A 23,179-nucleotide genomic window follows, 5' to 3' on the forward strand; every position below is an offset into this window, starting at 1 on the left:
GGCAGCAAACCTACCCCGCCACGTACGCCGCCAGATGCTGGCCGGTCAGCGTAGACGCGTCCGCCACCAGATCCGCCGGGGTCCCCTCGAACACGATGCTCCCGCCGTCGCGCCCGGCCCCGGGGCCCAGGTCGATAATCCAGTCCGCATGCGCCATCACCGCCTGGTGGTGCTCGATCACGATCACGGACTTCCCGGCATCCACCAGCCGGTCCAGCAGGGCCAGCAGTTGCTCGACGTCGGCCAGATGCAGCCCGGTGGTCGGCTCGTCCAGTACAAAGACGCCTTCCTTGCCGCCCATATGCGTGGCCAGCTTCAGCCGCTGCCGCTCGCCGCCGGAAAGCGTGGTCAGCGGCTGCCCCAGCCGCAGGTACCCGAGCCCGACGTCGGCCAGCTGGCTCAGGATCTTATGTGCGGCCGGGGTGCGGGCTTCGCCGTCGCCGAAGAACTCCTGCGCCTCGGCCACTGACAGGGCCAGCACCTCGGCAATATCCTTCCCGCCCAGCGTGTATTCCAGCACCGACGCCTGGAAGCGGCGGCCTTCGCAGTCCTCGCACACCGATTCCACCGTGGCCATCACGCCCAGCTCGGTGTAGATCACGCCGGCGCCGTTGCAGGACGGGCACGCCCCTTCGGAATTGGAGGAAAACAGGGCAGGCTTCACCCCGTTGACCTTCGCGAACGCCTTGCGGATCGGTTCCAGCAGACCGGTGTACGTGGCCGGGTTGCTGCGCCGGGAGCCGCGGATGGCACCCTGGTCCACCGTCACCACGCCGTCCCGCCCGGACACCGACCCGGTGATCAGCGAGCTCTTGCCGGAGCCGGCCACCCCGGTGAGGACCACCAGCACGCCCAGCGGAATGTCGACGTCGACGTCGCGCAGGTTGTTGGTGGCGGCACCGCGCACTTCCAGGGACGACGCCGCCGGCCGCACCGAGTCCTTGAGCCGCGCCCGGTCCCCGAGGTGGCGGCCGGTCAGGGTGCCGCTCTGCCGCAGTCCCTCCAGCGGTCCCTCGAAGGTCACCGTGCCGCCTTCGGTGCCGGCGCCCGGCCCCAGGTCCACCACGTGGTCCGCAATCGCGATGGTTTCCGGTTTGTGTTCCACCACCAGCACCGTGTTGCCCTTGTCCCGCAGCTGCAGCAACAGCTGGTTCATCCGGGCAATGTCGTGCGGGTGCAGGCCGATGGTCGGTTCGTCGAAGACATAGGTGACGTCGGTCAGCGAGGAGCCCAGGTGACGGATCATCTTGGTCCGCTGCGACTCCCCGCCGGAGAGGGTACCCGAGGGGCGGTCCAGGGAGAGGTAGCCCAGCCCGATTTCGGCGAAGGCGTCCAGCAGGTGCTGCAGCCCGGCCAGCAGCGGCGCCACCGAGGGTTCCTTCAGGCCGCGCACCCACCCGGCGAGGTCGCTGATCTGCATGGCGCAGACATCGGCGATGTTGAGGCCGCCGATCTTCGAGGACCGTGCCTCCGGGCTGATCCGGGTGCCGTCGCATTCGGGACAGGTGCTGAAGGTGATGGCCCGTTCCACGAAGGCGCGGATGTGCGGCTGCATCGCTTCGGGATCCTTGGACAGCATGGACTTGGAGATCTTGGGGATCAGCCCTTCATAGGTGAGGTTGATGCCCTCCACCTTGATCTTGGTGGGCTCCTTGTACAGCAGGTCATGCAGCTCGCGCTTGTTGAACTTTGCAATCGGCTTGTCCATGTTGAAGAACCCGGAGCCGGCGTAGATCCGCCCGAACCAGCCCTCCATGCTGTAGCCCGGCACCGTGATGGCGCCTTCGGACAGTGATTTCGCGCCGTCGAACAGTGCCGTGAGGTCGAAGTCGGTGACCGCTCCCGTCCCCTCGCAGCGCGGGCACATGCCGCCGAGCCGGTTGAACACCGCCTTTTCCGCCCGGGTCTTACCGTCGCCCCGCTCCACCGTGATGGCGCCGGATGCCTTCACGGACGGGACATTGAAGGAATACGCGTTGGGCGGGCCGATGTTCGGCTGCCCCAGCCGGCTGAACAGGATGCGCAGCATCGCGTTGGCGTCGGTGGCGGTACCCACGGTGGAGCGCGGGTTCGATCCCATCCGTTCCTGGTCAACAATGATCGCGGTGGTCAGCCCCTCAAGCAGGTCCACCTCCGGCCGGGCCAGGGAGGGCATAAACCCCTGCACAAAGGCACTGTAGGTCTCGTTGATCAGCCGCTGGGATTCGGCAGCCACGGTCCCGAATACCAGCGAGCTCTTGCCGGAACCGGACACTCCGGTAAACACGGTCAGCCGCCGCTTGGGAATCTCGATGCTGATGTCGCGCAGGTTGTTCACCCGTGCACCCTGCACCCGGATCACGTCATGGCTGTCCGCGGCGTGCGCCGCCGCCCCGGTGCCCGTGCTCGTCGTCGTGTCCGTGCTCATTGCCGCTCCATCCGCCCAAGCCGGTACCCGGGCCTCATTGTCCCGTGCCTTCACCGACGGTCCGATTCTGCCCGGTCGCTTCCGGCGCGGCAACGGCTGACGGGAACGACGACGGCGGGTCCCGGCAGGCGCGGCCTTTCCGCACGCGCGGAAGGCCTGGCCGATCCTGCATATCGGCGCCTGAGCTACACTCGGGCGCATGCCCGCATACGCTGCACCCCCTCCTCAGGCGCCGCTGACCTTGGCCATGATCGTGTGGGCCATCTGCGGGGTACCGGCCCTAATCGGGGCGGTCCTGGCTGCAGCTTCCCTCCAGTCCGCCCTCGCCGGGACGGGCTCCACCTGGGACCAGGCTCTGCGCTTCCTGCCCTTTCTTCTCACGTTTTTCGGGGCGGTAGCTGCCTATATCGTGTTGCGGCGTGCCACCTCTGCGGGCCAGGCCTGGCTATGTTCAACACTCACCGGGATGCTGCTCCTTGTGGGTGCGCTTCCCGTTACGCTGAGCCTCGGCGGGGCGTTGGTGAGCGAGTGGTGCGAGGGTGCCCCGGGCGGCCGGGGGTATAGCCCGTCGGGAGCAGCGGAGGAAGTTCCCTGGCTGTGCCGGTAAGCAGAAGGAAGGTTCACGATGGCAAAGCTTGATCTCCGGGTGCTGCTGGTGGGCAAGGTGCTGGGCAGGGTGTCGGTGGCGCACAAGAGCGAGGAACAGATCCTCGCTGACCAGCAGCGCACCATCAAGCACAACCCGGTTCTGGACTGGGTGCTGGGCGGCGTCGCATCCGGCGTAAAGCTGAAGGACGACACCGCCGCGGGTGCGGAGGGCCGGATCCCCGTCCGGGTGTACCGGCCGAAGGACGCCGACGGAACGTTGCCCCTGGTGGTCCTGATCCACGGCGGCGGCTGGACCGTCGGCAACCTGGATATTTATGACTCGCTGGCCAGCACCATCGCCCGGGACGCACGCGCCGTCGTCGTTTCCCTCGAGTACCGGCTGGCGCCGACGCATCCCTGGCCCGCCGCCGCCGAGGACTGCTATGCGGCGCTGCTTGAGGTGGCCGCCCGTGCCGATGAATGGGAGGCCGACGCCGGCCGCCTCGCCGTGGTGGGCGACAGTGCCGGAGGCAACCTGGCGGCGGTGCTGACGCTGATGTGCCGGGACCGGTCCGGTCCCGCCATCGCGTTCCAGGGGCTGATCTACCCCGCCACCGATATGACCTTGGGCAGCCCGTCAATCGAGGAAAACGCCAACGCACCCATCCTCACCAAGAAGGACATCCTCCGCTACGGCAGCCTCTATGTCCCTGACCTGAAAGACCGCAGCAACCCGTACGCCTCACCCCTGCTCGCACTGGACCACACCGGGCTGCCGCCGGCACTGATCCAGGTAGCCGAGCATGATCCCATCCGCGACGACGGGCTGCGCTACGCCGAAGTGCTGCGCAAGGCGGGCGTTCCCGTCCGCGTCACCACCTATGTAGGGATGCCGCACGGCTATCTGGCCTTCCCGCGGCTGTGCCGCAGCGCACCGCAGGCGCTGGCGGAACTGTGCGCGGAGCTGCGACGGCAACTCGCGCCCGCAACGGTGCGATAACTGCCGCGGCCGGATCTGGCTTGAGGATGACGGGGTACCCTCGCTGCATGGGGAACACTGCCGCAGGATTGAAACCGCTGCTCCTTCCCGCCGTCGTCGCCGCGCTCTGGCTGCTGTCCGGACTGGGATACTCGGTGCTGGTGAATGACGGCCGGCTACCGGCCGCCTTCACCGCTTTGGTATTCCCGGACACGCTGCCGATCCGCGCCCAGGTGCTGCTGGACAATTCGGGACGGGTGCTGGTGGCCGGGCTTACCGCGCTGGCCGTAGCGGCCGCCGCACTGGCGCTCCTGCCGGCACCGGGAAGGACTGGCGCCACGCCGCGGCACACCACCTTCCTCGCAGCTTGGATGGCCATCGCTCTAGCGGCCGTAGCGGGGTCGGCGGTGCTGGGCACTGGATTGGTGCTGGCTGACTGGCCGATGGCACGCAAGGCATGGGTATTCGATCTGATCTCCCCGGTGCTGCTTACCGGGGCGTACTGGGGTGTCGTCTGGGGGTGGCTGCCCGCGTTACTGGCCTCCCGCACTCACGACGACGACGCCCTACCGCCGGAGCGCAGAATGGCTCCGCAGCGCGGATGGGCCCTGGGCGCCTTCGTCCTGTTCTCGGCGGCCGTGCTGGTGGCGTTGCCGCTTACCGCCCGCGGCGATCCCTCGCAGCCGTCCCCGGAGCCTGTTGCGACGCCCGCTCCGGAGCCAACGGTTTACGGTGCCGCCCCGGTGGGCGCCGCCCTCTCCGAGCCGGACCCGCTGTGGTGCACCGGTGAAGAAGTAGAGCCGTCGATCGGTGGATGGGATGCGGCAACGGGTCATCGGGCAGCGCAGATCACGCTACGGAACACCGGCACCCGGTCCTGCACGGTGCAGGGCTACCCTGACCTCGACTTTGAAAGCAGCGACGGTTGGGTCATGGGCATCACCGCGGTGCACGGCGGCTCCCACATGACCCAGGACGCTCCGGTAGAGCCGGTGACGCTGGCTCCGGGCGAGGAAGCTACGGCCTCGATCGGCTGGCGCGGTACCGCCGGCGCGGGCGTGGTTCGGGTAGGCACCTTGCTGGTGGCCCCCTACTCCGGGACCCAGCGCCAGGAACTGGAGGCGGACATCGACTTGGCGGAACCCGGCTTCCTGACGGTCACCGCCTGGGCTCCTGCCGGCTAGGGCTTGCCCGCGGCCATAACCCCGGCCTTCGACCGCGCGGACATTATCGACCCGACGGACAGCCAGGACATCACCGCCGCCGCGGACAGTGCGGACCCGATGGACAGCACCGACCCAAACGATCCGATCGAACCGATGGAACACGCCGATCCCACACTGCCGATCGACAGCACCGAGTTCTTTGATCCGATGGACAGCACCGACCCGGATGACCACAACGACAGCCTTGAATGTCCCATATTCCACTCCTTTACCTGGCGGTGTGCCGTTCGTGGCGCACCGGTCCCTGCACGGTAGCCGCAGCGAACGCAAAATACGCGAGTACCGGGAGCCGTAAAAAGATCGTGTCAACAAACACTTGACGTTTCGAAGGTGTCAAGCTTTGATTGACACCATGAGAACTTTCCGCATCTTCACCGCCGTTTACGCCGCACTGATGTTTCTGGTTGGTGTTGCACTATTTGCCATCTGGCTGCTGCTGGACCTGCACGGCTTCCCAAAGGGACTCTGCCAGGGCGGCGGCGGCGCCCTGATCGTGCTCAGCGTGTACCTTGCCGTCACGCAGGTCCGGCGGGGAAACACGGACAGCAGCGGCACCGAATACTGGCTGCCCAGCCGAGATGCCGGGGAACAGCCGTGACCCGCGGCCCGGTCACCGATCTGCAGGAACAGATCGGCGCACTGATCCTCGGCGACTACGACGACGCCGGGACCCTCACCGAGGAGGACCACCTCGCCCTGGTGGCTAGGGCGGGAGCCGCCGAGCAGGCCAGCCAGCAGCTGCAGCACCGTGCCGTCGCGGCGGCCCGGAGCGCGGGAGTCAGCTGGGCCGCATTGGGCCGTGAGCTGGGGATGACCCGGCAGGCGGTGCAACAGCGTTTCGGTGCCCGCCCGGAGGAACAGGCCCCCGGTTCCCGCGAGCGCTGGCTCGGCCCGGTCACGGCCTTCGATGAAATGCCCGAGCTGGAACTGGCCGGGCGGCTCGGCTGGCGCACCATCGGCGTCGACATGCTCCGGCACCGGATGCTGCAGACGGACACCCAGTGGGAACACCGCCGCGTCCTCTGGACCCGGCCGTCCTCCCACTACGAAACGGACGGCTGGCAGGTGGGGAGCCGGTCCTTCCCATGGCTCTACCTCGTGCGGGACCTGCATCGGGCGCCCGAAACGAAGTAAGACACCCGGGCGCCCGAACCTACTCCAAAGTGACCCCGCTCAACCGGGCCACAGCCTCGGGGTCCCGGTGGTCGAAGAACATGGACTTCCCGGTGTCCAGGTCGGCAATCGCGGCCATTTCCTGGGGGCTGAGCTCGAAGTCGAACACGTCGAAGTTTTCCGCCATCCGGTCCGGCCGGACCGATTTCGGGATCACCACTATCCCGCGTTGGATCAGCCAGCGGAGCACTACCTGGGGAATGGACTTCCCATGCGCCTCGCCGACGGCCGAGAGAGTGGGATCGGAGAAGAGGTTGTTCTTCCCCTCGGCGAACGGTGCCCAGGACTCGTGCCGGATGCCGCGGTCGCTCATCAGCTGGTTTTCGACCGCCCGCTGGTAGAACGGGTTGGTTTCAATCTGGTTCACGGCCGGAACCACGTCGTGGTGAATGACCAGGTCCACCAGCCGGTCAGGGGCGAAGTTCGAGACCCCGATGGCCCGCGCCGCGCCGTCGCTGTAGAGCTGTTCCATCACCCGCCACTCGCCGTAGACGTCTCCGAAGGGCTGGTGGATCAGGTACAGGTCCACGTACTCCGTACCCAGGTTCTGCAGCGAGGCCTCGAAGGCCCGCGTGGTGGTGGCCTCACCGTTGTCCTGGATCCAGAGCTTAGTGGTGATGAACAGTTCGTTGCGTGCCAGGCCGCTCTTCTGCACTGCACGCCCCACGGCGGCCTCGTTTTGGTAGGCCGCGGCGGTGTCCAGCGAGCGGTATCCCGCGGCCAGCGCGTTGGTCACGGCCTCTTCGGTCTCGTCCGGCGGGACCTGGTACACGCCGAAGCCTAGGATCGGCATTTCGACGCCGTTGTTCAGGGTCACGTTTTCCATCGGCATTCCTCTCGTTGGTCATCCGAAATCAGGGCCGGGTACCGTATTCCTCGTCGGTGACCAGGTCGCCCCAGTCGGACTCCGCGCCGTCGTCGAGCGGGGCCTCCCACATGGCCAGGTGGGTCATGAGGTTGTCCGGGGCGGCGCCGTGCCAGTGCCACTCCCCCGGCGGGGTGTAGACGGTGTCTCCGGGGCGCATCGTCAGGATGTCCCCGCCCCGGGACTGAATCAGGCCGTAGCCTTCGGTGACGTGCAGGGTCTGCCCAACGGCGTGGACGTGCCAGGCGGTGCGGGCGCCGGGAGCAAAGTGCACGGCGTTGACACGCATCCGGGACGGTGCCGGCTGCGGTGCCGCAATGACTTCGAACCAAACGTCGCCGGTGAACATGTGTGCCGGTCCCTTGGTGCTGGGTCTGCGCGGTTCCAGTTGCATGGGGGCTCCCTGGGCGAACGGGTTCGGCGGGGTGTACGGGTGGCCGCGGATGCTGCGGTCATTCGGCCGCCATGGGCCTTTCGAGATTACAAGCTGTGACCGGCAGGCGGGAGGCTCTCCGCACCGTTTCTACGCCGGACGGCCAAATTTGGTGCCGGCAGTTCCGCGCCGGCACCGGCCCTTCTGATCAGCGGCCTTAGACTGCTGCCGCCGACGCCCGGCGCTCCTCGTCGCTGCGCAGGATGCAGAATTCGTTGCCCTCCGGATCGGCGAGCACCACCCACCCGGTGCCGTCCGCGTTGCGCCGGTCGTCCACTTCGCGGGCGCCCAGCCCTCGCAGGCGCTCGAGTTCCTGGTCGCGGGTACCTTCGGCGGGCTTCAGGTCCAGATGGACGCGGTTCTTAATCTGCTTGGCGTCCGGAACCTCGATGAACAGCAGCCGCTGGGTGCCGTCCTGGGAGAAGATCATGCATTCCTCCTCGCCGGGCCGGTTCGGGTCCTCCGGGTCTTCCCGGAAGCCGAGGATCCGCCGCCAAAACACGGACTGCCCGTAGGCGTCGAGGCTGTCGAAGGAGGTGTGGGAGATCAGGGATGCCATGAGGAGGAGCCTAAAGGGATTCCTGCGGATATGACACTGCCCACAACGGGGCCCCTCCGCCGGATATTGCCCGATTCCGCCGCCGTACGATCGAAAAAGGGCCCCGCCCCACCCCAGCGCCGAACGTGCCGTGGAAACCGGCAATCCAACCAGGAGGATCCAACCGTGAGCGAACGACTCAAAGACAAAGTAGCCCTGATTACCGGCGCAGCCAGCGGTATGGGCGCTTCCCATGCGCGCGCTTTCGTGCGTGAAGGCGCCAAGGTGATGATCGCCGACATCAACGACGACGCCGGTGCCGCCCTGGCCGCGGAACTGGGCGACGCCGCCCGCTACGTGCATCTGAATGTCACCAGCGCCGAGGACTGGGCGGCCGCCGTGGCAGCCACGCTGGACACCTTCGGCGGGCTCAACATCCTGGTGAACAACGCCGGCATCCTCGACGGCGGCCCGCTCGGCCAATACCCGGCGGAGCGCTGGCAGCGGGCACTGGACATCAACCTGACCGGACCCTTCCTCGGCATGTCCGCAGCAGTCGAGGCGCTCAAGGCGTCCGCGCCGTCGTCGGTCATCAACATTTCCTCCACCGCCGGGCTGGAGGGCATTGCCGGAATGCACGGCTACACGGCGTCGAAGTTCGGCCTGCGCGGACTGACGAAGTCCACCGCACTGGAACTCGCCGCGTCCCACGTGCGGGTCAACTCGGTGCACCCCGGGTCCATCCAGACCCCGATGACCGCCGTGATGGGCAGGCAGAAGCCGATCGACTTCACCGAAACCACCCTCACCCGGCCGGCGGCTCCGGAAGAGGTCACCAGTGTGGTCGTCTTCCTGGCCAGCGACGAGTCCAGCTTCTCCACGGGCGCGGAGTTCGTGGTGGACGGCGGGATCACCGCCGGGAAGATCTACAACGTCTAAAGCGGCGGAGATCCGCGGACCGGCGCACCCGGCGCCGGTCCGCGGTGCTTGTCCTCGGGCAGGTTTCCTTACGCCGGCTGGACGGGCTGCTGCAGCTCCGTGACCCAGTCCGACTGGTCATCGGAGGCCGCACGGATATACACCTCGCGGCACGGACCCGAGAGAACAAAGCCGCGGGCAATGGTCTCTGTATGCACGGCCTGCCAGCTTTCCCCTATGCGGTCCATGGCGCCGAGGTGGACACCGCAGATGGCCGTCGGGACGGACGGCAGATCCACCAGCTCCACGCCGTCGGGACCTGCAGTGGAGACGGCATACCCGGCCATGATGTGCATGCCGTTTTCGCTCGTCTCGTACTGGGCGATCGGCCTATCCAGGGATGCGCCGGTGGGTGCCAGGGCCTTCGCCACGGCGTCGAACAACGGCCCGACGACGGCGGCCACCTCGTGCTGTTCGGAGACGACGGCGGTGCGGGCGGCCAAACGGACCGCGGGCAGGGACTTCTGCACAATTTCGATCTGGGACATGGCATTTTCCTTTTCAATGAGATGGAGCCGTCGTTCCACGTCGAGGAGCCTCGCGGCCGCTGTCCGCTGTTCGCTCTCCACCTCGGCCCGCCGGATGCGGAGCATCCGGGCGATCCGGTCGGCGTCGACGCCGGCATCGAGGATGGAGGCAACTTCCTCCAGGCCGAAGCCGAGCTGGCGGAGGGCGACGATCCGGTGCAGCCGTTCCAGCTGCGAGGGATCGTAGGAGCGGTAGCCGCTGAACTCGTTCACGTGGGCCGGGACGAGCAGCCCGGCGGTGTCCCAGTGCCGCAGCATGCGGTGGGTCACCTGGCCGATCTGCGCGAAGGCTCCGATGGATAGCATGTCTCAGTTCTCCTGCCTGCCACTGTGTCAGGGTCAAGCACTTAGATGGCGCGGCCCCCAAACCCGGTAACCGCGGCGAACACCAGGAAGTAAATCAGCGTCTGGAAGATAGCCACGGTGATGGCGCACATAACCACGTTGACCCAGCCGAGCACCTTGCCCGCAGTTGCAGGGACATTCAGCGCCTCGGCTTTCTGGGCGTAGTAAATGGCCATGGGACCGAGGACGAATCCAGCGACAAACAGGCCGAGCACACCGAAGAGCAGCGACTGGTTCTTAAAGCCCTCCCCCGCTGCACGCCCGCCGGGCAGCTGGGCAGACGCCGGGTAGGACGGGAATTGAGCCGACGCCGGGGGACGATCCCCCGATTCCGCTGTTGTTGGGTAGGGGTAGTGGTCGTTCTGCGGATCAGGGTGGGGCGTGGACACGGGGCCTCGTTTCTACGGTGCTGTGTTTCTGCTGCGCTTCGGGACTGCGTTTATCCTAGAGCTCGTCGGTCCCATCCGGAGCGTAACGCGTAAGTTCAGGCCGCGTTGCCGCCGGCCGCGCGCCGTCGTCCGTGGACCATTTCCCAACCGTCTCGCGGAGAAGCACGTTGGGTAAGCTGTTGCAATGACAGCCCTTACTCGCGGAACCTCAGTTGCGGCGCAGCTGCAGCAACTCATTCTGGACAACCCGGGCATGGAGCTTTTTCTTGAAGCCTTCGCCGGACAAGCTGCGGAACTCTTCAGCGACCCGGACCAGCTCTTCTGCAGCATCACCCTGAAGCGGGACAAACGCGCCCAGACCGTGGCCAGCAGCAGCACCGAGGCCAACAAGCTCGATGAACTCCAGTACGGGTACGGCGACGGTCCGTGCCTGTACGCGGCGGAGAGCGGAGAGCTGACGCTGGTGCCGGATACCCGCACCGGTTCCCGCTGGATTGAGTACTTCGAGGCTATCCATGGCCTGGGCTGCTATTCCATGCTCGCCGTCCCCCTGCTCATTGGTGACGACGGCGGCGCGGCCCTCAACCTGTACGGCAAGAGCACCGGTATTTTCACCGATGATTTCGTGCATGCCGTGGAGGACTATGCGGCGGAAGCTGCCGTGACGCTGCAGGTTGCCGTTCAAATCGCCAACCACAAAGACGACAGCGACGATCTGCGCAAAGCCATGGAATCCCGCACCGCCATCGACATTGCCGTCGGTATCGTTGCCGGACAGAACCGCTGCAGCCAGGAGGAAGCCTTTGGCATCCTCCGGCGGGCGTCCAGCCACCAGAACATCAAGCTGCGCGAGCTGGCTGAACGGCTGGTCGAGTCGGTGACCGCTGCCAAGGTAGCAACCCACTTCGCGTAGGAAAACCTCCTGGCCGCGGCCAACTAGGTAGCGGTATTCCGAATACTCTCCCGCAGCTCCCCGAACGGTTCCCAGAAGAAATCGAAATGCTCCTGCGGGCTACCCATGAACCGCTGGGTGAACACAACGCCGATGTCCCCGTCGGGATAAACGGCGGCGCTGGTGCCGGATCCGCCGGCCCAGCCCCACATGCCCGGCTCCGACCAAGGCGCCCCGCGCCCGGTCTGCACGGCGGTCATGAACCCCCAGGACTCGTCCGGACCTGCCACTTCAGCCACGCCGACCTGCTGCGGGGAGGTCAGCTGGTCCGCGGTCATCTGGTGCCGCAGCTCGGCCGGCAGCACCGTGTCATCCGCGAGCCCGGTGAGAAAGCGCATGAAGTCCGGCACGGTGGAGACCATGCCGCCGCCCAGGGACGCGAACTTCGGCGGTCCCGCCATGGCATCCCGGTAGGACACCGCCTCGAACAACGCGCCGTCGTCGTTAACCGCGTACACCACCGGGAAATGTTCGGTGCCCGTCGGGAAGCCGGTGCCAGTCAGCCCGAACGGTTCGCTGATCCGCTCCTGCACCAGCTGGTCCAGGGGTGTGACAGTGGCTGCCGCGAGCAGGACCGAGAGCACGTCCGCGCTGGCGTGGTACATCCAGCGCTCCCCCGGCTGGTAGGCCAGCGGCAGGCTGCCGAGCCGGGCCAGATACTCCTCGGGGGTCATGTCCGGCGGGTTGGGTCCCCAGAGGAAGTCCTGGGTGGCCGCCACGTACGGGGTCGGATCGAAGTCGACGCCGAGGCCGGCGGTGAAGGTCAGCAGGTGGCGCACCGTGACGGGGCCGCGGGCCGGGACCGTCAGCGTCAAAGGGGCATCCGGCGTGGGAAGCACCCGCAGGTTTGCGAGCCCCGGCAGCCACCGGCCGGCCTCGTCATTCAATCCCAGCGCGCCGTCGGCCACCAGGCTCATGGCCAGGGCGCCGCCGATCAGCTTGCTCAGCGAGGAGATGCGGAACGGAGTGTCCTCGGCCATCGGCTCGGACTGGTCGAGTCCCAGTGACCCGGTGGCGAAGACTTCGGTCTGCCCGTTGATCCGGACCCCTGCCACCAGTCCCGGGCACCAGCCCGATTGGACGGTCTCGGTCAGCCTGTCCCAGAGGGGTGCGGCGATGCCTGGCATTCCTCAACTGTCCGCTTCCGCGGGGCGGGGCGTCAACGGACGAGGGCCGCGTGTGTGCCGGAGCGGATGATTGCGGGTGCACCGTCCCGGCGCCAGCTACCCCTCGTATCCCCTGACCGCTCCATAGACCAGCAGGTCCCGCCGCTGCCCGGAAATCTCCATGTAGCTGCGCAATAGTCCTTCGCGCGCAAAACCCGCGAGTTCGGCCGTGCGGATGGAGGCGGTATTCCAGGGCTCGATGTACAGCTCCACGCGGTGCAGTTCCGGAATGGTCCAAGCGAACTCCAACGCGGCGAGAAGCGCCGAGGCGGCAAACCGGTGGCCGCGGGCCGACGGAGTTATCCCGTAGCCGGCCTGGGCGCGGCCCGTCGCCAGCTCCCGGAGCCACAGCCCCAGCTGACCCACGCAGCGGTCGGTGCCGGCGTCAGCCACCGCAAAAGAAAAGCCGGCGCCCTCCGCGTACCGGTTCCGCTGCCGCTCCACCCACTCCATCGCCTGCTCCACACTGGCGTTCCCGGCAAGAGTGCCAATAGCGGGGAAATACTCGTCCCGGGACATCTCCATGACCGTGGCCGCGTCCTCATCCCGGAAGGGCCGCAGGCGCACGTTGCCGTGCTGCGGATCGACGGACGGCCAGGCTGGCATGCCGGTGCTGGTTTCCATGCCGACAGCCTGCCACAGCCGCACCTGCCGAGGCCGGAGGCGCGGCCTGCCCCGGACGGCCTGCCTTACTTCCGCCCGAACAGTTTCCCCAGCCATCCGCCGGACGGCTGCGCGCCGACTGTAGCTTTCGCTTCCGCGCCGCAGCTGCAGCGGTCCGTCTTCGGCACCCCGCGCATCACCTGGTCAACGTGGTTTCCGCATCCGGCCCACGTGGTCTTGCCGCATTTGCCGCACTTTACTGCTCTGCACATTTTGCTTGTTCCTTGGCTCGATTTCCTACCGGACTTGGTGCCCCTCCACCATCGTGGCAGATACCCCCTAGGGTATGCAAAAGCATGCTCCTCCGGTTTGCCTGCATACCCCCGGAGGTATTACCGTCAAAGCAGACGGATACCCCAGGGGGTGTCCAAAACCCCCAAAAGGAGATTCCATGTTGCTTGAACGCATCTATGACGAGGACCTGGCCCAGGCAAGCTACTTCATCGGCTGCCAGCGCCAGGGCGAGGCCGTGGTGGTGGACGCCCGCCGCGACATCAACACCTACCTGGAGCTCGCCGCCGCCAACGGCATGCGCATTGTCGCAGTCACCGAAACCCACATCCATGCCGATTACCTCTCCGGCACCCGCGAGCTCGCGGCCGCCACCGGCGCCGAAATGTACGTTTCCGGCGAGGGCGGCACCGACTGGCAGTACCGGTTCGAGGCAGCCCGACTGCACGACGGCGACACCGTTTCCCTCGGAAACATCACCCTCCAGGCCCTGCATACCCCGGGCCACACGCCGGAACACCTCTCCTTCCTGGTCACCGACGGCGCCTTCAGCAGCGAACCCGGCTACCTGCTCTCCGGTGACTTCGTCTTCTCGGGAGACCTGGGCCGCCCCGACCTTCTGGATGAAGCCGCCGGCGGCGTGGACACCCGCTTCGAAGGCGCGCGGCAGATTTTCCGCAGCCTGCAGGAGAAGTTCCTGACCCTGCCCGACCACATCCAGGTCTACCCCGGCCACGGCTCGGGCAGCGCCTGCGGCAAGGCGCTCGGCGCACTCCCCTCCACCACCGTGGGCTACGAACGCCTCTACGCATGGTGGGGCAAGTACCTTGCCGCCAATGACGAGCAGGGCTTCGTGGATGAACTGCTCGACGGGCAGCCCGATGCGCACGCCTACTTCGGCCGGATGAAGCGTGAAAACCGGCAGGGTCCGGCCGTGATGGGCGAACGCGCACCGCTGCAGGAACTATCTACGGACGACGTCGCCCGCGGGCTGGCGCAGGACACCCTCACCTTCGTGGACACCCGTCCGAACGGCCAGGTCCACAAGGGAACCGTCTCCGGATCGGTCAACATCCCCGCAGGCACCAAGACCGCCAGCTTCGGCGCCTGGGCCGTCGACCCCGAAACCGACCAGCGCCCGCTGGTGCTGCTCGCCGCCGATCAGGGCTCTGCGCAGGAGATGTGGGACCACCTGGTCCGGGTCGGCATTGACCGGGTGGCCGGATTCACCACCACCCTGGACGGCCTGCCGCAGGCTCTGCCGCGCCTGATCCAGCCGGAGGAGCTGGACGGCTTCGACGCTGCCCTGGTCCTTGATGTCCGTAACCGCACCGAGCACGCCGCGGGCCATATCCCCGGATCCAAGCAGCTCAGTGCCGGCCGGGTGCTCTGGAACCTGGACCAGCTGCCGGACGAGGGGACCATCGTGACGTACTGCCAGAGCGGCGTGCGCAATTCCGTGGCCGCCAGCGCCCTGCGCCGGGCCGGGTACGACGTCGTCGAACTGGACGGCAGCTACGCCGGATGGACCGGCATGCAGGCCCGCAACAACAGCTGATTTCCGCTGGCAGGGCGGCAGGCGAACCGCCGCCCCTGCCGCCTAGGCCAGGGAGAGGAAGAGCTTTTCGAGGTCCTTCTTGTCCATCGAGCCGTCCTCCTTGAGCAGGCACTGCTCCAGGCCGGCCGCGATGACTGCGAATCCTGCCTTGTCCAGGGCCTTCGACACAGCAGCCAGCTGCGTGACGATGTCCTTGCAGTCCCGCCCCTCCTCGAGCATGCGGGTGACGGCGGCCAACTGCCCCTGAGCCCGCTTCAACCGGTTGATGACGGGTGCGAGTTCGTTGCTGTCCAGCTGCATGGATTTCTCCTCCGGTGGTGGTTTTCCTACCGGAAGTATACCCCCAGGGGTTTCGCTCCAGCGTTCCCCGCAGACCTACCTACCTACAGAAATGAGGGCCCCATGGCCTCCTCCGCCTCCCCCGTGACCGAGCTCGACGCCGCCACCCTGCAGAACTGGATGGGCCGGCACGAGGACCTCGTGATCCTCGACGTCCGTTCCGCTGCCGAGTTTGAAAGCATGCACATCCGGGGCTCCTACAACGTGCCGCTGCCGCTGCTGTCCGAGCACACCGATGAACTGGCCACACGCCTGGGCGACCGCGTGGTGCTGGTCTGCCAGTCCGGTGTCCGCGCCGAACAGGCCCGCGGGCGGCTCAGCGGCACCGGCATCAACACCGCCCAGGTCCTCACCGGAGGAGTTCCCGCGTTCGCCGCAGCCGGCGGCGACGTCGTCCGAGGGGCCCAGCGCTGGTCCCTGGAGCGCCAGGTCCGTATGGCCGCAGGCTCCCTGGTGATCGCCGGCCTCGCCGGCGGCCGGTTCGTCTCCCCCAAGGTGCGGCTGCTGGCCGGGGGAATCGGTGCCGGACTGACGTTCTCCGCTGCGACCAATACCTGCGCCATGGGCCAGGCCCTGTCGAAGATGCCGTGGAACAAGGCGGCATCCGAGCCCACGGCGGAGTCGGCAATTAGCGCGTTGCCCGCAAAGCGCTGACCCGGCCCGCATCCACCACCACTGCCCCACTTTCAAGGACACCACCCATGACCGTTCCCCTCGCCGCGACCCTCCTGCTTTCCGTGCTGATCGGGCTCTCGCTCGGCCTGCTCGGCGGCGGCGGGTCCATCCTCACCGTCCCGATCCTGACCTACGTGGCCGGCATGAGCCCCCGCGAAGCCATTGCCTCCTCCCTGTTCGTTGTTGGCGCCACCTCGGCCTTCAGCGCCGTCGGACACGCCCGCAAGGGCCGGGTGAAGTGGCGCACCGGGCTGCTCTTCGGCGCGGCCGGGATGGCTGGGGCGTTTGCAGGCGGCCTGCTCGGCGGGCGGATACCCGGAGCGGTGCTGATGGTCGCCTTCGCCCTGATGATGATCGCCACCTCGGCGGCGATGATCCGCGGGCGCCAGGGCGGGGCCGTGGAATCCCATAGCAAGGAACTCCCGGTGGGGAAGGTCATTGCCGAAGGCCTGGTGGTGGGTTTGGTGACCGGCCTGGTGGGCGCCGGCGGCGGCTTCCTGGTAGTCCCGGCACTGGCCCTACTGGGCGGGCTTTCCATGCCCGTGGCGGTGGGAACTTCGCTGGTGGTCATTTCCCTGAAGTCCTTCGCCGGCCTCGCCGGCTACCTCACCACCGTGTCCCTCGACTGGGCGCTGGTGGGCGGTGTCACCGCTGCGGCCATCGTCGGATCGCTCATCGGTGCCCGGCTGGTCGGGCGCATTCCCGAGGCCGCCCTGCGGCGGGGCTTCGGAATCTTCGTCCTGGCCATGGGCATTTTCGTCCTGGCCATGGAACTGCTGGCCTAAACCGAGCGGGTCTCCCCCGCCCGGTCCCCGAAGGCGGCTTCCAAGTCCCCGGCCAGGGCCTCCTCCACCCGGCGGGCCATGTCGCGGACCTCCTGCCCGTCAGCCACCGCCAGGTTCCGCGAGGTGTTCTCGAGCACCAGCGAGGACTGCCGGCGGATCTCTTCGCGCTGGTTCTCATTGACGGCAGTGGCCGCGCAGTCACGCAGCAGGCGCTGCACGGCGGTGAGCACAATCGGTTCGGAATCCGCGAAGCGGCGGACCGGCCCGCAGACGAGGTCCAAGAAGTACCGGTAGTCACGGCCCACAGTGACCAGGCGCAGCACCCCGTCGCGATCTTCCTGCCCCTCGGGGCCGAGCCGCCGGCGCGAGATGTCCACCAACAGATCCGCACAGTAGCCCAGCGCGTGGGCGGCGGTGATCGGATCATTGATGCTCGGGGAAATGGCCTTGACCGCAATGTCGGTCAGCTGGCGCAGCCCCAGCGCGGCGTCCTGCTCCGGTGTCCGTTCATAGCCGATCTCCAGCGCACCCGCCAGAGACTCGCGCACGGCACCCAGCGGGACCGGGCCGCCGTCGTCGCTCCAGACCCGGGCCACCGGCGTGCCGATGGTGACGTGGTCGCCTGGCTGCACCTCCATCCGCATAGTCAGCCCGTGTTCGTGCAGCATCTGGACCAGGGGCTTCGCGTGCACTGCCTGCACGATGCCGCTGCGGCCGACCGGCACGGGAGTGCCGCCGTCGGGCCGGGGAAAGTCCTGCACCTCGCCGGTATCGGATGCGGGATAGGTTTCGCGCAGCACCGCCAGGCAGCCCTGATGCGCGTTGAGCATCATGGTGTCCACCCGCAGCGACCGGGTGATGTGCCCGATGAACAGGAGCAGCACCACGCCGCTGGCAATCCCCAGCACGTAGACCAGGCCCACCACCAGCACCGGGACGGAGCGGTCCACCTCCATCCCGTAGAGGCCGGTGACGGACGCCATAAACGTTCCCATCAGCACGCCCAGGATGGTCTGGGTCCGGGCATCCCGGGCAAAGTCGCGCAGCAGCCGGGGCGAAAACTGCTGCGAGGCCAGCTGCAGTGCCACCACGGTCAGGGAGAACGTCACGGTCGCGGCCGTCATCACGCTGGTGGCCACGGTCTGCAGCAGGCTGCTCGCGGCATCGACGCCGGCCGGCCAGATCCAGCGTGCCCACGCGACGTCGTCGCCCGGGCGGACCTGCAGCAGCAGCAGGGTCAGCAGCACCGCTGCAAGCGAGGCGCAGGTGGGCCAAAACCAGAGGGAGGCACGCAGCGCCTCCCGGGACACCCGGAAGCGCGGCTCCAGGCCCGGGTGGTGCGGCGGGAAGGTGGACGAACCATGCACGGTATTGCTCATCGGTGCCCCTTGGAAAGCGGAATCTCGGCCACCCTTCATTGTGCCCGGCTTCACCGCTGCGCGCTCCGATCCCACAGCCGGAAGACGACCTCGTCACCTTCCCCCATGAGATCAGTCACCGAGGGGCGCATCTGGTCAGGGCAGCAAAAACCCCGGACGTACCGTTGATTTAAATCAACCTTTAACCGTCGTTCGGCTTTTTGGAGTACCCCATGTCCGTTTCCCCTGCCCCGCAGGGCGCCGCACCCACAACCCGAGCCGAGGTGCGGGCTGAAGCAAAACGCAAGCACCGTGCCGTTCTCCAGGCCCTGACCGGCCTGCTGCTGGGCATGTTCGTCTCGATGCTGGCGAATACGGTGGTGAGCACCTCGCTGCCGGTGATCATCTCGGACCTCGACGGCGACCAGGCCGCCTTCACCTGGGTGGTCACCGCCACCCTGCTGGCCACCGCGGTTTCGACCCCGATCTGGGGCAAGCTCGCAGACCTGCTCAACCGCAAGGTCCTGGTCCAGCTGGCCCTGATCATCTTCATTGTCGCCAGCGCCGCGGCAGGTTTCGCGCATAACACCGACTGGCTGATCGCCATGCGCGTGGTGCAGGGCATCGGCGCCGGCGGCCTCGGCGCGCTGACCCAGATTGTCATGGCGGACATTGTTTCGCCGCGCGAACGCGGCCGGTACATGGGCCTGTTCGGCGCCGTGATGGCCCTGTCCACGGTGGGCGGGCCGCTGATCGGCGGCGTCATCACGGACACCGTCAACTGGCGTTGGAACTTCTACGTCGCCGTGCCGCTTGCCGCCGTCGCCCTGGTGATGATCCAGAAGACCCTGCACCTGCCGCCGCTGAAGAAGCGCAAGGTGCAGATCGACTACGCCGGCATCGTGCTGCTTTCGGCATCCGTGTCCTGCCTGCTCATCTGGGTTTCCCTGGTCGGCACCGACTTCGGCTGGGCCAGTGCGGCCACCGCATGGATGGTCGGCGGTTCACTGCTGGGCCTGGCGGCGTTCGTGGCCGTGGAACTGAAGGCCCCGGAGCCGCTGATCCCGCTGACCCTGTTCCGCAACCGGACCTTCACCTTCGCAGTGATCGGCTCCCTCGCCGTCGGCGTCGCCATGTTCGGCACCACCGTGTTCCTATCCCAGTACATGCAGCTGGCCCGCGGCGCATCCGCGACCATGTCCGGGCTGATGACCATCCCGATGATGGCAGGCCTGCTGATCATCTCCACCATCGTGGGCCGGATGATCACCAAGAGCGGCAAATGGAAGGCCTACGTGGTGGTCGGTTCCGTGCTGCTGACGGCGGGCCTGGTCCTCATGGGCACCATCGAATATGACACGAACTTCGGGCTGGTTTCCCTGTACATGTTCCTGCTCGGCGCCGGCGTGGGCATGGTGATGCAGAACCTGGTGCTTGTGGTGCAGAACGACGTTTCCACCCGGGATCTCGGCGTCGCCAGCTCCAGCATCAACTTCTTCCGCACCATCGGCGGCACCGTCGGAGTTTCCGCGCTGGGCGCGGTGCTGGCCACCCAGGTGACGGACCGTCTGGCCGAGAAGCAGGGCGAGCTGATGGCCGCCATCGGCGCGCTGGGCGAGGAGGGCAAGGCGGTCGCCGCGTCGCTGGCCTCCGGCAGCATCCCGAATGTGAAAGCGCTGCCCGAATCCGTGCGCCTCATTGTGGAATCCGTGTACGGCTCCTCGGTGGCGCACATCTTCATGATCGCCGCCCCGCTGGGGATCCTGACCCTGCTGGCGGTGCTCTTCCTGCCGAACCTGCCGCTGGGCAGCCTGACCCGGCACGAGAAGATGCAGGCCGAAGAAGCTGCTGCGGCGTCCGGCAAGGACTCCGGGGATAAGTCCGCGAAGGACTCCGGGACCACTGCAGAAACGGTAGCCGCCGTGTCCGAAGAGGCAGCCGGGCAGGATCCGGACGTAGCGCCCGGAAAGGATGTTCCGGCCGGGAAGAACAACGCATAGGGTGACGACGTCGGCAGCCGGGGACGCTGACAACATCACCTTCGAGTCCGCCGTCCTGGAAGTGGAGCGCGAGTTTTCGGTGATGCTTGCCGCCGCTCGGGGGACGTTCAAGGACGCCGCCTCAGCGGTTCATCCGGGCGTGCAGCCGCTGGGGTTCACGGTGCTGATGACCCTGTACCGCGGCGGCGAATGTCCGCAGGGCAGCGTGGCCGAGGCCCTTCAGGTGGACAAGGCCCTGCTCAGCCGGACCGTGTCACAGCTGGAAACCCTGGGCCTGGTGGTCCGCCGGGCGAACCCTTCCGACGGGCGGGTCCAGCTGCTGGACCTGACGCCGGAAGGCCGGGCCCGTTTCGAGAATGCCCACTCGGCGAAGCGGGCCCTCCTGCGGGACCGGCTCGGGAGCTGGACTTCGTCCGAGCTGCAGAACCTTACCGACCTGCTGAAGAAGCTTAACGAGCGGGACTGATTCCGGCCGCGGTTTCCGCGGCCAGGGGCAGGGGCAGGGACACCGTGAACTCGCTTCCCTGCCCCGGACTGCTGACGAAGCTCAGCTTTCCTCCGTGCGATTCCACAATGTTCTTGGTGATCACCAGGCCCAGCCCGACCCCGGGCACCGCCGAGGCGACAGCACGGCGGGACCGGAAGAACTTGGTGAATACCTTTTCCTGTTCTGCTTCGCTCATTCCGATCCCGGTGTCTGCCACGGAAAGGCGGACCGCGTGGTCGTCCTGCCCGAGGCGGATTGTCACCGTTCCCCCGTCCGGGGAGTACTTCACGGCGTTGGACAGCAGATTATCGACCACCTGGGCCAGGCGCTGCGGATCCGCATCAGCCGTCAGCGAGGCCGGAATCTCCGACACCAGGTCCACCCGTCCCGCAGTTGCCTTCGGGGATACCGACACCACGCCTGCCCGCACGATTTCGGCCAGGTCCACCGGCCGGCGGTCCATTTTGGTGGCTCCGGACGCTACGGACAGCAGATCGGACACCAGCGCCAACAGTCGTTCCGAGTTGCGCAGCGCAACATTCAGCGCTGAGGTCACCACCGGGGACAGTCCCTCCTCGTCCAGTGCGAGGTCAAGGTAACCCATGATCGACGTCAGCGGGGTCCGCAGTTCGTGGGACACACTCGCCACGAATTCCTCCTGGGCCGCGACGGCATGGACCAACCGGCTGACATCGCTGTAGACGATCACCGATCCGGAAACCGCTCCTTCCGCCCTGATGGGCCGGGCGGAGACATTGAGGGCCATCTGGTTTCCACGGTCCAAGGACCCGAACCATACCAACCGGTTCGAGAAGGACTCACCCGCGACGGCCCGCCTCACCGGACTCTCGACATCGGACAGGGGCGTGACGCGGTCCGGACCGAAAATCGGCCGGTCCCCGCCCGGGGTGACATCCGTTTGCACCCTGTTCCAGGCGGACTGGAGGTGGGCGTTTGTCAGCATGGTCCTGCCCTGCGCATCCACCACAAGCAGGCCGACGTCGATCGTGTTGAGCACCGTGTCCAGTAAGGCTTCGCGCTCCCTGCTCTTCGCCAGATTCGCCTGCAGGACGCGGTCTTTCTCCTCCAGTGCCTTCTGCTTTTCCCGGGTTTCTTCTTCCGCTGCGGCCCGCGCTGCTTCAGCCGCCTCGGCTTTGCGCAGGGCAGCCACCAGCTCCCGCTCGTAGAGCCTGCGTTCGGAGGCGTTAAAGACGGCGATCCGGTCCACGCCGGCCCCGTCTCGGGCGTCTTTTTCCTCCGAGCGCACGCCGGAGAGGAGAACCGGAATCAGGTCCCCGTCTGCGGATACCAGCTCCGCCGCCATTTCGTTGAAGCATCCCGCCACGGCCAGCTGCGGTACGGCGTAGGAGGTGAAGACCACCTGGTCTGCCAACGGCATCAGGTCAATGATGTTGCCTCCGAGCAGCCCCTCCCGGGAATGCCCGGTCCAGGAGGCCAGCGTCCGGTTGGCATCCAGGATCGTTCCGTCCGTGGTGAGGACGAGGTACCCGGAAGCCGCCGCGTGGAAGTGCTCCTCGTACACGCCGTCGCCGGCCTTCGGACCATCCGCCGCTGCGCTGGTCGCGCCGGTCATGCCTGAACCGTCGGCAGGTACTGGAGGATGGCCTCGGCCGTCTCTCGGGGGTTGATGATGTGCGGCATGTTGCCGCGCGTTTCCAGTTCCACAAGCGTGCTGCCGGGGAGATGCCGGTGCAGGTACAACGACGCCGTTTCCGGGGTCAGCGGGTCGGCCCGCGACTGCAGCACCAGGGTCGGAACAGATACCAGGGGCAGCAGGTGCCGGATGTCCGTGGCAAAGCTCATTCGCAGGAAGTCCCGCACGTACTCCGGATGCAACCGGCACAGCCGGTCCGCCAATATGTCATTGATCTCCGGGCCTGCGTCCGCTCCCGCTATGCCCGCGCTCATCGTCCTCGCCCAGAGGGGGTAGTTGGCCTCCACCGCATCAATAACCTTCTGGATGTCGCCGGGGGCGAATCCACCCGAATAGCCCTCGTCGTTGACGTAGCAGGGCGAGGTGCAGAGCAGGATGAGGCGTGCAATCCGAGGGGTGCGCGCTGAGGCGGCCAGCGCCATGGTGCCGGCAATGCTGTGCCCCACGATGGTGGCGTCCTGCACATCCAGGGCATCCAGCACCTCGATGAGGTCGCCCAGATAACCTTCCAGATCAGCGTATTTTGCTGCGTTGTAAGCCTCCGGATCGGCCTCCCCGGTTCCTACATGATCAAACAGCACCACTTTGTAGGCGTCCGTGAAGAACGGCAGGATCGGGTCCCAGATCACCTGGTCGCAGCCAAAGCCCTGGACCAGCAGCAGCACAGGGCCATCGGGGCGTCCAAGCACTCGGACGTTGTTGCGCTGGATTACTGCCTGGGCATTCATCCTGCACCTGCTTTCGGTTGATTTGTTCGAAGCGTGAGCGGGGCGGTTCAGCGGATGGAAAAGAGCGAGAAAGGGACGGGCATCCCGTGGGGCGGCTGCGGCAGCTGCTGTGTA

At 67.0% G+C, this 23,179-nt stretch carries 25 protein-coding genes; 13 read left to right on the top strand and 12 right to left on the bottom strand.

Going from position 1 to position 23,179, the window contains the following annotated elements; translation table 11 throughout:
* Positions 1–10 precede the first annotated feature (10 nt).
* Positions 11–2,407, bottom strand: a complete 2,397-nt coding sequence (locus NNX35_RS04540; protein ID WP_255867107.1) for an excinuclease ABC subunit UvrA — start codon at positions 2,405–2,407, stop codon at positions 11–13.
* Positions 2,408–2,606: 199 nt separating this feature from the next.
* Here NNX35_RS04540 and NNX35_RS04545 point away from each other — a divergent pair, with 199 nt between their 5' ends.
* From NNX35_RS04545 to NNX35_RS04570, 6 genes are all read left to right on the top strand, one after another.
* Positions 2,607–3,014, top strand: coding sequence for a hypothetical protein (locus NNX35_RS04545; protein ID WP_255862332.1), 408 nt, complete (start codon positions 2,607–2,609; stop codon positions 3,012–3,014).
* An 18-nt stretch (positions 3,015–3,032) separates the two neighbouring features.
* Positions 3,033–3,995 (top strand): alpha/beta hydrolase, encoded by a 963-nt coding sequence (locus tag NNX35_RS04550; protein ID WP_255867108.1) that lies wholly within the window; start codon positions 3,033–3,035, stop codon positions 3,993–3,995.
* 47 nt (positions 3,996–4,042) lie between these two features.
* Entirely contained in the window at positions 4,043–5,158 is a 1,116-nt protein-coding gene (locus NNX35_RS04555; RefSeq protein WP_255867109.1) for a DUF4232 domain-containing protein, read from the top strand.
* A gap of 3 nt (positions 5,159–5,161) precedes the next feature.
* Positions 5,162–5,455, top strand: coding sequence for a hypothetical protein (locus tag NNX35_RS04560; protein WP_255867110.1), 294 nt, complete (start codon positions 5,162–5,164; stop codon positions 5,453–5,455).
* Positions 5,456–5,552: 97 nt separating this feature from the next.
* Positions 5,553–5,798 (top strand): hypothetical protein, encoded by a 246-nt coding sequence (locus tag NNX35_RS04565; protein WP_255867111.1) that lies wholly within the window; start codon positions 5,553–5,555, stop codon positions 5,796–5,798.
* Positions 5,795–6,334 (top strand): hypothetical protein, encoded by a 540-nt coding sequence (locus NNX35_RS04570; RefSeq protein ID WP_255862328.1) that lies wholly within the window; start codon positions 5,795–5,797, stop codon positions 6,332–6,334. Before NNX35_RS04565 ends, NNX35_RS04570 begins: the two co-directional genes overlap by 4 nt.
* A gap of 19 nt (positions 6,335–6,353) precedes the next feature.
* Here NNX35_RS04570 and NNX35_RS04575 read toward each other — a convergent pair whose 3' ends face one another.
* From NNX35_RS04575 to NNX35_RS04585, 3 genes are all read right to left on the bottom strand, one after another.
* Entirely contained in the window at positions 6,354–7,199 is an 846-nt protein-coding gene (locus tag NNX35_RS04575) for an aldo/keto reductase (protein WP_255765336.1), read from the bottom strand.
* Positions 7,200–7,227: 28 nt separating this feature from the next.
* Complete coding sequence (locus tag NNX35_RS04580) at positions 7,228–7,632, bottom strand: cupin domain-containing protein (protein WP_255765337.1); 405 nt, start codon at positions 7,630–7,632, stop codon at positions 7,228–7,230.
* Between the two features lie 196 nt (positions 7,633–7,828).
* Entirely contained in the window at positions 7,829–8,230 is a 402-nt protein-coding gene (locus NNX35_RS04585; protein WP_255867112.1) for a VOC family protein, read from the bottom strand.
* 165 nt (positions 8,231–8,395) lie between these two features.
* On the opposite strand from NNX35_RS04585, the gene NNX35_RS04590 reads away from it, so the two are divergent.
* Positions 8,396–9,148 carry a glucose 1-dehydrogenase gene (locus NNX35_RS04590; RefSeq protein ID WP_255765339.1) on the top strand — a complete coding sequence of 251 codons (753 nt, stop codon included), beginning with the start codon at positions 8,396–8,398 and terminating at the stop codon, positions 9,146–9,148.
* Positions 9,149–9,216: 68 nt separating this feature from the next.
* Here the strand turns inward: NNX35_RS04590 and NNX35_RS04595 are convergent, their stop codons facing one another.
* Both NNX35_RS04595 and NNX35_RS04600 read right to left on the bottom strand, forming a co-directional pair.
* Positions 9,217–10,020: a MerR family transcriptional regulator gene (locus NNX35_RS04595; protein WP_255765340.1), complete on the bottom strand. Its 804-nt coding sequence runs from the start codon at positions 10,018–10,020 to the stop codon at positions 9,217–9,219.
* A gap of 41 nt (positions 10,021–10,061) precedes the next feature.
* On the bottom strand, positions 10,062–10,448 hold the full coding sequence (locus NNX35_RS04600; protein ID WP_255765341.1) for a hypothetical protein: 387 nt from the start codon (positions 10,446–10,448) through the stop codon (positions 10,062–10,064).
* A gap of 184 nt (positions 10,449–10,632) precedes the next feature.
* On the opposite strand from NNX35_RS04600, the gene NNX35_RS04605 reads away from it, so the two are divergent.
* Complete coding sequence (locus NNX35_RS04605) at positions 10,633–11,361, top strand: GAF and ANTAR domain-containing protein (RefSeq protein ID WP_255862327.1); 729 nt, start codon at positions 10,633–10,635, stop codon at positions 11,359–11,361.
* A gap of 23 nt (positions 11,362–11,384) precedes the next feature.
* Here NNX35_RS04605 and NNX35_RS04610 read toward each other — a convergent pair whose 3' ends face one another.
* A complete protein-coding gene (locus NNX35_RS04610; RefSeq protein WP_255765343.1) occupies positions 11,385–12,527 on the bottom strand; it encodes a serine hydrolase in 1,143 nt (380 codons plus the stop codon).
* Positions 12,528–12,623: 96 nt separating this feature from the next.
* A complete protein-coding gene (locus NNX35_RS04615; protein ID WP_255867113.1) occupies positions 12,624–13,190 on the bottom strand; it encodes a GNAT family N-acetyltransferase in 567 nt (188 codons plus the stop codon).
* 430 nt (positions 13,191–13,620) lie between these two features.
* Here NNX35_RS04615 and NNX35_RS04625 point away from each other — a divergent pair, with 430 nt between their 5' ends.
* Complete coding sequence (locus NNX35_RS04625; RefSeq protein ID WP_255867115.1) at positions 13,621–15,018, top strand: rhodanese-like domain-containing protein; 1,398 nt, start codon at positions 13,621–13,623, stop codon at positions 15,016–15,018.
* A 42-nt stretch (positions 15,019–15,060) separates the two neighbouring features.
* Here the strand turns inward: NNX35_RS04625 and NNX35_RS04630 are convergent, their stop codons facing one another.
* Positions 15,061–15,318 carry a metal-sensitive transcriptional regulator gene (locus NNX35_RS04630; RefSeq protein ID WP_255765347.1) on the bottom strand — a complete coding sequence of 86 codons (258 nt, stop codon included), beginning with the start codon at positions 15,316–15,318 and terminating at the stop codon, positions 15,061–15,063.
* 102 nt (positions 15,319–15,420) lie between these two features.
* Here NNX35_RS04630 and NNX35_RS04635 point away from each other — a divergent pair, with 102 nt between their 5' ends.
* Positions 15,421–16,011: a rhodanese-like domain-containing protein gene (locus NNX35_RS04635; protein ID WP_255765348.1), complete on the top strand. Its 591-nt coding sequence runs from the start codon at positions 15,421–15,423 to the stop codon at positions 16,009–16,011.
* 47 nt (positions 16,012–16,058) lie between these two features.
* Positions 16,059–16,817, top strand: a complete 759-nt coding sequence (locus tag NNX35_RS04640; RefSeq protein WP_255867116.1) for a sulfite exporter TauE/SafE family protein — start codon at positions 16,059–16,061, stop codon at positions 16,815–16,817.
* Here NNX35_RS04640 and NNX35_RS04645 read toward each other — a convergent pair.
* Positions 16,814–18,196: a DUF2254 domain-containing protein gene (locus NNX35_RS04645; RefSeq protein ID WP_255862320.1), complete on the bottom strand. Its 1,383-nt coding sequence runs from the start codon at positions 18,194–18,196 to the stop codon at positions 16,814–16,816. The two genes, NNX35_RS04640 and NNX35_RS04645, sit on opposite strands and share 4 nt — an antisense overlap.
* Before the next feature lie 212 nt (positions 18,197–18,408).
* On the opposite strand from NNX35_RS04645, the gene NNX35_RS04650 reads away from it, so the two are divergent.
* Both NNX35_RS04650 and NNX35_RS04655 read left to right on the top strand, forming a co-directional pair.
* A complete protein-coding gene (locus tag NNX35_RS04650; RefSeq protein WP_255862319.1) occupies positions 18,409–20,175 on the top strand; it encodes an MDR family MFS transporter in 1,767 nt (588 codons plus the stop codon).
* 1 nt (position 20,176) lies between these two features.
* Positions 20,177–20,641 (top strand): MarR family winged helix-turn-helix transcriptional regulator, encoded by a 465-nt coding sequence (locus NNX35_RS04655; RefSeq protein ID WP_255862318.1) that lies wholly within the window; start codon positions 20,177–20,179, stop codon positions 20,639–20,641.
* On the opposite strand, the gene NNX35_RS04660 is transcribed toward NNX35_RS04655, so the two are convergent.
* A complete protein-coding gene (locus tag NNX35_RS04660) occupies positions 20,625–22,256 on the bottom strand; it encodes a PAS domain-containing sensor histidine kinase (RefSeq protein ID WP_255867117.1) in 1,632 nt (543 codons plus the stop codon). The genes NNX35_RS04655 and NNX35_RS04660 overlap by 17 nt on opposite strands.
* Positions 22,253–23,065 (bottom strand): alpha/beta fold hydrolase, encoded by an 813-nt coding sequence (locus tag NNX35_RS04665; protein ID WP_255765354.1) that lies wholly within the window; start codon positions 23,063–23,065, stop codon positions 22,253–22,255. The genes NNX35_RS04660 and NNX35_RS04665 overlap by 4 nt, the downstream gene beginning before the upstream one ends.
* Positions 23,066–23,179 lie beyond the last annotated feature (114 nt).

This window comes from Arthrobacter sp. zg-Y844 (assembly GCF_024385465.1).
Classification (GTDB): Bacteria; Actinomycetota; Actinomycetes; order Actinomycetales; family Micrococcaceae; genus Arthrobacter_B.